Raw genomic sequence first — 11,561 nt, 5'->3', positions numbered from 1 at the left:
TTGCATGACGCCACACCGGGTGCGGGGGCTTGAACGGGGTGCGTGAAGGGTGAAAACGCCCGCCCGGACAACTCATCCGGGCGGGCGTTTCGGGTGGGTCAGACGGTGGCGACGGTCCGCAGGGCGTGCGGTTCGACGGCGCCGCGGACCAGGGCCCGCTCGTCGATGGTCTCGGCGCGGTAGGGGAGCCGGGGGAGACGGTCCGTCATGGCCGCGACCGGGTCGGCGATCGGCTGCGCGACGCCGAACAGGAACGTCCACTCGTGCTCGTCGGAGCCGTAGGGCACCACGGTGTCGAACAGATCGTGGAAACGCTGGAACGACCGCTTCAGGGTTTCGTTGCGCCACATGGTCGCACAGCCAGCCTGGGCCGCGAGCACGCCGCCGTCGGACAGCAACGCCCGACATCGGGTGAGGAACTCCTCCTCGTAGAGGCGGTTGTGCTGCGCGTCCTCGACCCGCTCGTCGGGCAGGTCGATCACGATGACGTCGTAGCGCACACCCTCCCGCTCGGCCTCGGCGAGGAAGTCCCAGCCGTCGGCATAGTGCATCCGGATCGGGCCCGTGCCGGCGACCGCCTCGGCCAGATCGGCCTCGGTGTAGCCATAGGGCAGATGCCGCGCGCACAGCTCGACCTCGAGCTGATCGATATCGACATGGTCGACGCGAGACGCGCCCGCCGCCACCGACATCTGGCTGGCGACGCCCTCGCCGGATCCGACGATCAGCACGTTGTCGAGCTTCGCCGCCAGCGCGTACGCCGGGACCAGCATCGCCTCGTGATAGGTCAGCTGAGAGAACTCGGTGGACTGGCGGTCGTCGTCGGAGAACAGCGAGATGCCCTGCTCGGTCCGCGCGATCACCATGTGCTGGAACGGAGTTCGGGTGTCGACCAGAACCTCCGACAGATCCCAGATGCGGGTCAGGCCCGCGCCCACCGGCTCGTGGATCCGCCGCGCGGCATGCCCGCGCTGGATGACCTCGGTGTGCACGGTCTCGGGCGACAGCTCCGCCGCCAGCAGATCGACCGCCTCGGTGGCGCCCGCGCCGATACTGCCGCAGGTGAACACGTCGACGAAGATGTCACCCGACTCCGGGTAGGTGTGGATCGACGCGTGCGACTCCGACAGCAGCGCCAGCACCGTGACGCCCATCGGCTCGAACTTCTTGTGCACGACATCGCAGATCGTCACGCCCGCGGCGACCAACGATTTTCGAAGCGCTGCTTCGAGGCGTTCGAGATCGTCGCAGAGGGCTACGTCGACACCACCGAACTCGGCCAGCACGTGCCAGCCGGTGAATTCTGCCGTCATGGGCAAACTCACTCTCGCTCAGCGCCGATGACATGGACAGTCAAAGGCGGAAAACCGTTGAAGGACACCGACGAATAGCTCGCCGTATAAGCGCCGGTATCGAGGATCCGAACGGGATCACCGGCTCGCAACGTGGTCGGAAGGAGGACCCGTGTGCGTTGATACAGTACATCGTCTCCGTCGCAGGTCGGACCGGCTATCACCGCCTCGTCGCAGGGGTCACCGTCGCGCGAGGTCTCGATCCGGTAGGCGATGTACTCGTTCTCGGTCTCGGCCATGCCGTTGTAGCGGCCGACATCGAGGTATACCCAGCGCCGCCCGTCCGGCGCGATGCGCACGTTCACGACCTCGGCGTGGATCACCCCGGCGTTGCCCACCAGGGCGCGGCCGGGTTCCACCACCAGATCGGCGTGCTCCGGGAGATGGCGCGCGGTCGCCTCGGCGATCACCGCGCCCAGATAGGACAGTTCCGGCGCCGGGGTGGCGTACGGAATCGGCAGTCCGCCACCGATATTCACCGATCCCACCGGAATGTCCTTGACCGCCAACGCTTCCGCGATGGCGCCGGCCTGCTCGATGCCGATCTGCCAGGCGACCGGGTCGAGCTGTTGCGAGCCCACGTGGAAGTACGGGCCCACCGGCCGTAAGCCCAGGTCGCGGGCGCGCACCAGCAGCCGCACCGCCTCGCCGGGGGCGCAGCCGAACTTCGCGCCGAAGGGGGTCTGCGACTGCGGCGCCGAGGCCAGGAAGCGGCATTCGACCTCCGCGCCCGGGGCGCATTCGGCGATGCGGTCCAGATCGTCCTCGGTGTCGAAGGCGAACCGGCGCACCCCGGCGGCATGGGCGGCGGCGATCTGGCTCGCCTTCTTGAGGGGATTGCCGTAGCAGAGACGGGCCGGATCGACGCCGAGGCTCAGGCACTGCTCGATCTCACCGATACTGGCGACGTCGAATTCCGCGCCCTCGGCGGCCAGCAGCCGGATGATCTCCGGCATCGGAGAAGCCTTGACCGCGAATCGGATTCGCGCTTCGTGCCGATCTCCCAGCCCGCTGAGGGCGGACCGGAGGGCACGGTAGTTCTCGCGCACCCGGGCGAGGTCGATGACGAGATAGGGCGACTCGGGCGCGTTTGGACCGAACAATCTAAGGGAACTCTCTTTCTTCTGGGCAGCCTCCCGCTGCGGGCAGCGGACGCGAGAGTATCAGCGGGACGCCGCGAAAAACGAACCGGATTTACGTCGTCTTGATCACTGGGTGCGGGAGGTGGCGGGTCTTCGGAACCGCGGGGCCGATCGCGCGCCGGTCATCCCGCCGTCACCGTGACCTCGTCGAACACCACCTCACCGGCGGCGTCGGATTCGGCCAGGTCGACGATCGCGTCGACCGACCAGCCGTGGTCGCCGGCCGGGTCGTCCAGGACCTGGCGCACGTGCCAGAAACCGGGCCGCTGCTCGACCTGGAACAGCCGCGGACCGCGCGCGTTCGGCCCGGTGCCGATCTCGCCGTACTCCGCGAAATAGGGCGCGAGATCGGCCTCCCAGTCCGGGCCGTCACCGAGGTCGTCCAGCGCCTGCCAGCGATGCAGCGCGGCCATCTCGACGCGCCGGAATACGGCGTTGCGGACCAGCACCCGGAAGGCGCGCTCGTTGGCCGAGATGGGGCGGATGGTCTCCGCGCCGAACGCCACCTGCTCGGCATCGGTCTCCGCGCCCGGATCGGTGAGCTGCTCCCATTCGTCGAGCAGGCTCGAATCCACTTGGCGCACCAGCTCACCCAGCCATTCGGTGAGATCCTCGAGTTCCTCGGTGCGCGCGGATTCGGGGACGGTGCGGCGCAGCGCGCGGTAGGCGTCGGCCAGGTACCGCAGCACCATGCCCTCCGAGCGGGCCAGCTCGTACTCGCTGACGAGTTCGGCGAAAGTCAGTGCGCGCTCGATCATCTCGCGCACCACGGACTTCGGCGCCGGGCTGAACTCCGAGACCCACGGGTGTCCGGCGCGATAGGTTTCGAAGGCCGGTTCGATCAGTTCGACGAGGGGTTTGGGCCAGGTGATGTCCTCGATGAGCTCCATGCGCTCGTCGTATTCGATGCCGTCGGCCTTCATCTCCGCGATCGCGGCGCCGCGCGCCTTGTGCTGCTGGGCGAGCAGCAGCTGGCGCGGGTCCTCCAGCGTGGACTCGATGATGGACACTACATCCAGTGTGTAGGTCGGCGAGCCGGTGTCAAGTAGCTCCAGCGCTGCCAGCGCGAACGGCGACAGCGGCTGATCGAGGGCGAAGTCGCGCTGCAGATCGACGGTGAGCCGTGCGCGGCGGCCGAATTCGTCCGGTTCGTCCAGTTGCTGGACCACTCCGGCGTCCCGCAGCGCGCGATACAACCGGATGGTTTTGAGGATATGTTTACGCTGCGCGGCGCGCGGCTCGTGATTGTCCTCGAGCAGGTGCCGCATCGAGTCGAAACAGTTGCCCGGGCGCGCGATCACGTTGAGCAGCAGGGAATTGGTGACCCGGAACCGCGAGACCATCGGTTCGGGCGCGGCGGACACCAGGCGGTCGAAGGTCTCCTCGGACCAGGACACGAAACCCTCCGGCGGCTTGCGCCGCTGCACCTTGCGCTGCTTCTTCGGGTCGTCGCCGGCCTTGGCGAGCAGGCGCGCGTTCTCGATCTCGTGCTCCGGCGCCTCCACCACGACCGTGCCGGTGGTGTCGTATCCGGCGCGGCCGGCCCGCCCGGAGATCTGATGGAATTCGCGGGCCTTGAGGCGGCGGGTGCGGGTGCCGTCGAATTTGGTGAGCCCCGTGAGTAGCACCGTGCGGATCGGCACGTTGATGCCGACGCCGAGGGTGTCGGTGCCGCAGACGACCTGCAGCAGGCCCTCCTGCGCCAGACGTTCGACCAGGCGGCGGTACTTGGGGAGCATGCCGGCGTGATGGACGCCGATGCCGTGCCGGATCAGCCGCGACAGCGTCTTGCCGAAGCCGCTGGAGAAGCGGAACGACCCGATCGCCTCGGCGATGGCGTCCTTCTGCGCCTTACTGGCGAAGTTGACGCTGGTCAGCGCCTGCGCGCGTTCCAGGGCGGCGGCCTGGGTGAAATGCACGACGTACACCGGGGACTGGTTGGTGGTGACCAGTTCCTCCAGCGTTTCGGTGATCGGTGTGCGCCGGTACGAAAACGTCAGGGGCACAGGGCGTTCCGCTCCCGCCACGATGGCGGTGGAGCGTCCGGTGCGGCGCTCGAGATCGCGGGCGAAGAAGTCGACCTCGCCGAGCGTCGCCGACATCAGCAGGAACTGCGCCTTCGGCAGTTCCAGCAGCGGCACCTGCCAGGCCCAGCCACGGTCCGGATCGGAGTAGAAGTGGAATTCGTCCATTACGACCTGGCCGACATCGGCGGCGGCGCCCTCGCGCAGCGCCAGATTGGCCAGGATCTCCGCGGTCGCGCAGATGATCGGCGCGGTCGGGTTCACCGCCGCGTCGCCGGTCACCATGCCGACCCGGTCGGCGCCGAACACCTCGCACAGCGCGAAGAACTTCTCGCTGACCAGCGCCTTGATCGGAGCGGTGTAGTAGGAGCGCTGACCGCGGTTGAGGGCGGCGAAGTGCGCGCCCACCGCCACCATCGACTTCCCCGACCCAGTAGGGGTGGCGAGGATGACGTTGGCGCCGGTCATCAGCTCCAGCAGCGCCTCCTCCTGCGCCGGGTACAGCGTCAGGCCCTGTTCGAGGGTCCAGTCGGCGAAGGACTCGTACAGCCAGTCCGCATCCACGTCGGGCACGACACGGTCGGGGATGAGGTCGGACAGCTGCACGTGCGGCAACGTTACCGGCAGGGGCGGGCCCCACCGCAAACCGTGACCGTACGGCTACCGCAGTTCGCCGCCCTCGGGGTTCTCGCCGTCGCCGAATCCGGACTGCTCGGCGAGGAAGCGCTCGAATTCCGCGCCCAGCTCGTCGCCGGTCGGGAGGTCGGCCTCGCCGGCCAGCAGGCTGGCCTGGCGCTCCTGCGCGGTGACGAAGCTGTCGTACTGCCGCTCCAGCGCGCTCACCACCGTCTCGACCTCGGTGTTTCCGGCGATCTGCTCGTTGAGCTGCTCGCGTACGCGCGCCGCGGCCTCACTCAGCGCCGCCAGCGGCAGCTCCAGCTCGGCGTTCTCCGCGACGCTCTCCAGCAGCGTCTGCGCGGCCTCCGGGTAAGCGGTCTGCGCCAGGTAGTGCGGCACATGCACCGAGAAGCCGATCGACTCGTGGCCGTGCTGCGCCATCCGGTACTCCAGCAGCGACGACGCGCTGCCCGGCACCTGTAGCTCACCCGGCCAGCGCTGATGCTCACCGATCAGGTCGCGGTCGCTGGCGTGCGCCGTGATGCCGAGCGGGCGGGTGTGCGGGCTCGCCATCGGGATGGCGGACAGCCCGATGGTGCGGCGCACGCCCAGCTGTTCGGCCAGCAACCGCGTGGCCGTGACGAATTTCTCCCACCGCAGATCCGGCTCCAGCCCCGCCAGCAGCAGGAAGGGGGTGCCCGCGGTATCGCGCAGCGCCCACAGATTCAGCTCCGGATCGGCGTAATCGGAGAAATGATCGGTCTTGAACGTCATGAGCGGTCGCCGGGACCGGTAGTCGAGCAGCTCGTCCACGTCGAACGAGGCGACCAGCTCCGACTCCAGGCTCTCGCGCAGATGCGTGGTGGCCAGGCGTACCGCGTGACCGGCGTCGGTGAAGCCTTCCAAACCGTGTACCAGCACCGGACCAGCGCCGTCGGCGGACGACAGCTGCGGAGCGGGGAACTCCAGCTCGTACATTCGCGACTCGTAGTCCATCGCGTACTCCTTCCTGCGTGGCCCGCCCGCCTCCGCGGCGCCGGGGCCGACGTGCCCGGCGAAATTCGTCGTTACGTGGGCGTCGCCGGGGCTCGTCGTCACAACCGGCGGCGGATGTGATGTCGCGAACCACCTTCATTGTCTCTCATCTACTTCGGAGGTCGCGCCGGGCGGGGTGCGCCGCTCCATCGAACAACCGACCGGAGGCTACGCGCATTCCCGCCCGGTACCCCGGCGTGGCGATTTCCGGCGAACGGCGGGCGTTCGGCATAGTGAATTACGTGATCGTGCCGGACTCGCCTGGCCCGCGGCCGCGTCTCGACGCCCGCGCCGCCGCGCGGGCACTGGTCGCGGTGCTGGTGGCGGGGGTCCTCGCGGGGTGCGGCGCGACGGTCGCGGGGCATCCGGTCGCCGAGCGTCAGACTTCGATCACGCGCCACGTCGGCACGCCGCTGCCGGCCCTGCTGCCCGGTCAGGACCGTTTCCCCGCGAGCTATGCCGCGGTGGTGCTGCCGGCGGATCAAGCCCGCCGGGCCGCCGCCGATCTGGTGGGTGTGCCGCCGGGCGCGCGGGCCGATCCGCAGGACTGCGCGCCGTCGACGCCGCGGTTCGACACCGACCGGACCGCGGTCGTGGTGGGGACCGACGACGGCGCGCGCGCCACCCTCACCGTCGAGCTGGCGCGGACCGATCAGCCGCTGTCCGGGTTGCGGGATCAGGTGCGGCGATGCGACACCGTGCGCGTGCAGCGCGGTCCGCTCGCCAATGCCGTTGTCACGCAGCTCGATCCGCCGCCGCCGATCGATGCCGACGATGCCTTGGCGCTGCGCCGGACGGTCTCCGGGCCGGTGGGCGGTCCGGGGCTGACGCAATCGATGCGGACGCTCGTGGCCCAGATCGGCGACGTCCGGATCACGGTGACGTATATGAGCTTCGGTGACGGGGCGCCGGATACGACGGCCCTGGACCATGTGTTCGACGCCACAGTCGCGAATGTCCGGAAAGGATGAAAGGCGTACCGGGCAGTTCGCTTTCGCCGGAGTACGTTCGGGATCATGGCGAAACTTGGTACGACCGACCTGGATGTTTTCCCCCTGTGCCTCGGTGGCAACGTGTTCGGCTGGACGGCCGACCGGGCGGGTTCCTTCGCGGTGCTGGACGCCTATGCCGCGGCCGGGGGGAACTTCATCGATACCGCGGACGTGTACTCGGCCTGGGTGCCCGGGAACAGCGGGGGTGAATCGGAGACGGTTCTCGGCGAGTGGCTGGCCGAGCGCGGGAATCGCGGCGATGTGGTGATCGCCACCAAGAACGGCCGGCTCGCGCCCTTCGAGGGCCTGTCCGCCAAGGCGATCCACGGTGCGGTGGACGCGTCGCTGCGGCGCCTCGGGACCGACTACATCGACCTGTACTACGCGCACTACGACGATCCGGAGACGCCGGTCGAGGAGACCGTCGCCGCCTACGACGAGCTGGTGCGGGCCGGCAAGGTGCGGTACGTGGCCGTCTCGAATATGTCCACCGACCGCATCCGGGCGTCGCTGGCCTTCGCCGACCGGGAGGGCCTGGCCCGCTACGCCGCCATCCAGCCGCACTACAACCTGGTCGAGCGCGCCGGGTTCGAGCGGGACGTGCTGCCGTTCGCGAGTGCGGAGAACCTCGCGACCGTGCCGTACTACGCGCTCGCCAAGGGCTTCCTGACCGGCAAATACCGGCCGGGCAGCGCGGTGGACAGCCCCCGTGCCAAGGGCGCGGCGGCCTACCTCGACGAGCGCGGCGTGCGGGTCCTCGACACCCTCGACCGCGTCGCCGCCGCCCACGGCGTCCCGGTGGCCGCGGTATCCCTGGCCTGGCTCGCCGCCCAGCCCACCGTCGCCGCCCCCATCGCCAGCGCCCGCACCCCCGAACAACTGGCCGACCTCCTCCCCGTAGGCACCCTCCGCCTCTCCGACGAGGAACTGTCCGCCCTCACCACCGCCTCGAACTGACCCGTGCCGACATGAGGGCCTCACGGCCCTCATTAGTGCTGCGCGCCCCTCTCAATTTCCGTGCGTGCCCGTACCGCCCTCCCTGCGCGCCCTGTCCTCATCCCCCGTGCGTGCCTGTACTTGTCCGCGTGCGTGCCCGTCCTCATTCCCGTGGGTGACCCCTCCTCTTTCCCGGCACGCTTTTGGCCGGGATCTACCGCGCCGCCTGTGGATTCCGGCCAAAAGCATGCCGGAAAACGGGGGGTGAGGTGAGCCGGCCGCTGGGGTGATCCACAGGCGGAGAGTTATCCCCAGACTAATTTTCGGGGAGGTGAAAGCCCAGGTCGCGGCGGAGTCGGTGGTGAGGCTGGGGAGCACGCTGTGCGGCATGACGAGTCCCGCGGAACCCGCACCCACCGACAACGACTCAGGCCCCGGCGGCGAGCCGCAGCCCGCCCGGTCACACACCGGATCCGGACCGTGTGTGAATTCGCCACGCGCACAACCAGATCCGGCGCGTCGTTCGCACACCCCGCCGTGGGCCGATCTGCCCCTGCGGGTCGGGGAGCCGGGTGAGTTCATCGCGGCCGTTCCGGCTCTGCTCGGCTTCGTACCGCACCGCTCGCTGGTGGCGTGCATGTTGCAGGAGGTGCCCGGCCGGTCCGATGCGGTGGTCCTCGGGGCCGTGGCGCGTCACGATCTGGATATCCCGGGCTGCGGTGCGTGGCTGCGGGTAGCCCGGCAGCTGGCCGGGCTCTGCGCGCAGGAGAAGGCGGCCGGAGTGCTCGTGCTGCTGGTGGATGATCGAGCGGGGCCGCCCTGCGCCGGGCGTCCGGGCGCGCGTACCGCCCGGCTTCGCGATCTGCTCCGGATCCTCGACGGCGCGCTGGATGCCGTGGGGGTCGAGGTGGCCGAGGCGTGGGCCGTGCGCGAGATCGCCGACGGCGCGCCCTGGTGGAGCCTGCTCGATCTCGAATGCACCGGCGCGCAACTCGATCCGGCGACCTCGCCGATCGCCGTGGCGCACGTCCTCGACGGCCGCCCGATCCGGGCCTCCCGCGAGGAGATGACCGATGTGGTCGGCACCGATCCGGACCTGTGCGCGGAGGTGGCGAGCGACCTGGAACGCGTGACCGCGGCGGCCGCCGACCGATACCGGCAGGCCGTGTGCCGGGGCGAGCCGGGCATCTACAGTCGTGCGGCGCTGGACCTGGTCCTGGGAAAGGTGACCGTCCTCGACTCCGGCGGCCGGGCCGCGGCGCGCGATCTCGCGGAAGTGGCCGTGGCCCTGCGTGATCCGGCGGTGCGCGACGCCATGTTCGCGCTGGCGCTGGGGGAGCAGGTGGTCCCGGCCGAGGTGCTGTGGTCGCTGCTGTGCCGCGGCCTCACCGGATCCGACCGCGCGGAGGCCGCCACCCTGCTCGGTTACAGCGCCTACGCCAACGGCGACGGGCCCTTCGCCGGAGTGGCTTTGGACGCCGCGCTGGACGCCGACCCGCAGCACACCGTCGCCGTCCTGCTCGACACCGCGCTGCGTACCGGAATGCCGCCTCGCGAGGTGCGCAAGCTCGCGGTCAGCGGGCGAGCCAAGGCCGCCGCGCTGGGCGTGGAACTGCCTCCCGACAGGCGGCCGGAATCGTGAGCACCGGCGGGGCGCCGCTAGCGCGCGCTGTGCGCCCGATCACCCAGCGACTGCAGGAAATCCCATGCGTCCGAGACGATCTCGTCGAGATCGTTGTGCTGGGGATTCCAGCCCAGTTCGGCGACGGCGCGCTCGCTGGAGGCGATGAGCACGGCCGGATCACCCGGGCGGCGAGGCGAATCCACCGCCGGGATGGTGCGGCCCGTCACCCGCTCGCAGGCCGAGATCACCTGGCGCACCGAGAAACCGGTGCCGCTGCCCAGGTTGAAGATGCGGTGCTCGCCCGGCCGCGAATCGGCCAGCGCCAGCAGATGCGCCTGTGCCAGGTCGCGGATGTGGATGTAGTCGCGGATCGCCGTGCCGTCGGGAGTCGCGTAGTCGGTGCCGAAGACCGAGATCGATTCCCGGTGGCGCAGCGCGGTGTGCAGCACCAAGGGGATGAGATGCGTTTCCACGACCCGGTTCTCGCCGAGCCCGCCGTAGGCGCCGGCCACGTTGAAATAGCGCAGGCTGGTCGCCGCCAAGCCGTGCGCCGCCGCGTAGGAGGTGATGGCGTGGTCGATGGCCAGCTTCGACGCGCCGTACGGGTTGGTCGGCCGGGCCGGGGCGTCCTCGGTGATCGGCACCTGTTCCGGCTCGCCGTACACCGCCGCCGTCGAGGAGAACACCAGCCGCGGAGTTCCGGCGCGGCGCATCGCCTCCAGCAGCGCGAGCGTCTTCACGACATTGCCGTGCCAGTACTTCTCCGGCTGCTGTACCGACTCGCCGACCAGCGACTGCGCGGCGAAGTGCAGCACGCCGTCGAAGTTCTCGGATTCGATCAGCTCCACGCCGACGGTCGCGATATCGCCGTCGACGAATTTGGCGCCGCTGGGCACCCCGTCCGCATTACCCGTGGACAGATCGTCGACCACGAGCACGTCGTGGCCCTCCTCGATCAGGACCTGCGCACACACCCCGCCGACATAGCCGGCGCCACCCGTCACCAGAAGTTTCATGCCTCAGATCATTCCTCAGACCAATTTCACCTGGACGGCGTGCGCCATCTCGTCGGACAGTTCGAAACCCTCGTGCCCGGGCACCGAGATGATCACCACACCCGGCTTGGTCTCCACCGTCACGCGCGCGTCGGGCACCACACCCGCCCGCCGCAGCTGGCCGATGATGTCGGGATCGGTCTGGATGTGCTCGGACAGCCGCCGCACCACCACCGCGGAGACCTGGTTGCCGGGCAGTTCGGACAGCCGGATCAGCTTCTCGTCCGCGTCGGACTGCGGCAGCACGCCCAGTTCGTCGAGGCCGGGGATCGGGTTGCCGTACGGGGAGGTGGTGGGGTTGTTGAGGACCTCGACGAGGCGGCGCTCGACGTCCTCGCTCATCACGTGCTCCCACCGGCAGGCCTCGGCGTGCACGTTCTGCCAGTCCAGCCCGATGACGTCGACCAGCAGCCGCTCGGCGAGCCGGTGCTTGCGCATCACCGCGACGGCCATGGCACGGCCCTTGTCGGTCAGCTCGAGGTGACGATCGCCGGCGACGGTCAGCAGGCCGTCGCGCTCCATCCGGGCGACCGTCTGACTGACCGTCGGGCCGCTCTGCTCGAGGCGTTCGGCGATACGCGCGCGCAGCGGCGTGACGCCCTCCTCCTCGAGGTCGTAGATGGTACGGAGATACATCTCCGTGCTGTCCACCAGATCCTTCACCTGTTTCCCCTTCGTCGGCACGAATTCTACCTGCGCGCGGCTGCGATCCCGCGCGTCAGCATATTTGGCTCGTCCCGCGCAGACTCGGAGGACGCCGGGCGCGCCCTCGGTGCGCGCCCG

General features: G+C 69.6%; 9 protein-coding genes. 3 read left to right on the top strand and 6 right to left on the bottom strand.

Annotated elements, in window-relative coordinates:
• Positions 1 to 98: 98 nt before the first annotated feature.
• The 4 genes from speD to ON41_RS20580 all read right to left on the bottom strand — a co-directional run bounded on the left by speD (position 99) and on the right by ON41_RS20580 (position 6,132).
• Positions 99 to 1,313 (bottom strand): adenosylmethionine decarboxylase, encoded by a 1,215-nt coding sequence (gene speD, locus ON41_RS20595; RefSeq protein ID WP_040749329.1) that lies wholly within the window; start codon positions 1,311 to 1,313, stop codon positions 99 to 101.
• A gap of 8 nt (positions 1,314 to 1,321) precedes the next feature.
• Positions 1,322 to 2,455: a type III PLP-dependent enzyme gene (locus ON41_RS20590; RefSeq protein ID WP_221332779.1), complete on the bottom strand. Its 1,134-nt coding sequence runs from the start codon at positions 2,453 to 2,455 to the stop codon at positions 1,322 to 1,324.
• A gap of 161 nt (positions 2,456 to 2,616) precedes the next feature.
• Entirely contained in the window at positions 2,617 to 5,124 is a 2,508-nt protein-coding gene (locus tag ON41_RS20585; RefSeq protein WP_040749328.1) for a DEAD/DEAH box helicase, read from the bottom strand.
• A gap of 54 nt (positions 5,125 to 5,178) precedes the next feature.
• The gene (locus tag ON41_RS20580; protein WP_040749373.1) at positions 5,179 to 6,132 is read right to left on the bottom strand and encodes a PAC2 family protein; all 954 of its coding nucleotides are present in this window, start codon (positions 6,130 to 6,132) and stop codon (positions 5,179 to 5,181) included.
• A 281-nt stretch (positions 6,133 to 6,413) separates the two neighbouring features.
• On the opposite strand from ON41_RS20580, the gene ON41_RS20575 reads away from it, so the two are divergent.
• From ON41_RS20575 to ON41_RS20565, 3 genes are all read left to right on the top strand, one after another.
• The gene (locus ON41_RS20575) at positions 6,414 to 7,142 is read left to right on the top strand and encodes a DUF5642 family protein (protein WP_051162051.1); all 729 of its coding nucleotides are present in this window, start codon (positions 6,414 to 6,416) and stop codon (positions 7,140 to 7,142) included.
• Positions 7,143 to 7,187: 45 nt separating this feature from the next.
• Positions 7,188 to 8,120 carry an aldo/keto reductase gene (locus ON41_RS20570; RefSeq protein WP_040749327.1) on the top strand — a complete coding sequence of 311 codons (933 nt, stop codon included), beginning with the start codon at positions 7,188 to 7,190 and terminating at the stop codon, positions 8,118 to 8,120.
• Positions 8,121 to 8,487: 367 nt separating this feature from the next.
• Positions 8,488 to 9,741 (top strand): DUF4192 domain-containing protein, encoded by a 1,254-nt coding sequence (locus tag ON41_RS20565; RefSeq protein ID WP_157185563.1) that lies wholly within the window; start codon positions 8,488 to 8,490, stop codon positions 9,739 to 9,741.
• 17 nt (positions 9,742 to 9,758) lie between these two features.
• Here ON41_RS20565 and galE read toward each other — a convergent pair whose 3' ends face one another.
• Both galE and ON41_RS20555 read right to left on the bottom strand, forming a co-directional pair.
• A complete protein-coding gene (gene galE, locus ON41_RS20560) occupies positions 9,759 to 10,739 on the bottom strand; it encodes a UDP-glucose 4-epimerase GalE (protein ID WP_040749326.1) in 981 nt (326 codons plus the stop codon).
• A 15-nt stretch (positions 10,740 to 10,754) separates the two neighbouring features.
• The gene (locus ON41_RS20555) at positions 10,755 to 11,441 is read right to left on the bottom strand and encodes an iron-dependent transcriptional repressor DtxR (protein WP_040749325.1); all 687 of its coding nucleotides are present in this window, start codon (positions 11,439 to 11,441) and stop codon (positions 10,755 to 10,757) included.
• Positions 11,442 to 11,561: the final 120 nt, after the last annotated feature.

Source organism: Nocardia transvalensis NBRC 15921, from assembly GCF_000308875.1.
GTDB classification, from domain to species: domain Bacteria; phylum Actinomycetota; class Actinomycetes; order Mycobacteriales; family Mycobacteriaceae; genus Nocardia; species Nocardia transvalensis.
The sequence above is the reverse complement of the archived record's forward strand: the minus strand, read 5'-3'. Positions and strand labels throughout refer to the sequence as shown.

Excerpts from the sequence above, each read along its gene's own strand:
- ON41_RS20580 (WP_040749373.1), bottom strand. The coding sequence starts at position 6,132 with ATGGACTACGAGTCGCGAATGTACGAGCTGGAGTTCCCCGCTCCGCAG.
- galE (WP_040749326.1), bottom strand. The coding sequence starts at position 10,739 with ATGAAACTTCTGGTGACGGGTGGCGCCGGCTATGTCGGCGGGGTGTGT.
- ON41_RS20570 (WP_040749327.1), top strand. The coding sequence starts at position 7,188 with ATGGCGAAACTTGGTACGACCGACCTGGATGTTTTCCCCCTGTGCCTC.
- speD (WP_040749329.1), bottom strand. The coding sequence starts at position 1,313 with ATGACGGCAGAATTCACCGGCTGGCACGTGCTGGCCGAGTTCGGTGGT.
- ON41_RS20565 (WP_157185563.1), top strand. The coding sequence starts at position 8,488 with ATGACGAGTCCCGCGGAACCCGCACCCACCGACAACGACTCAGGCCCC.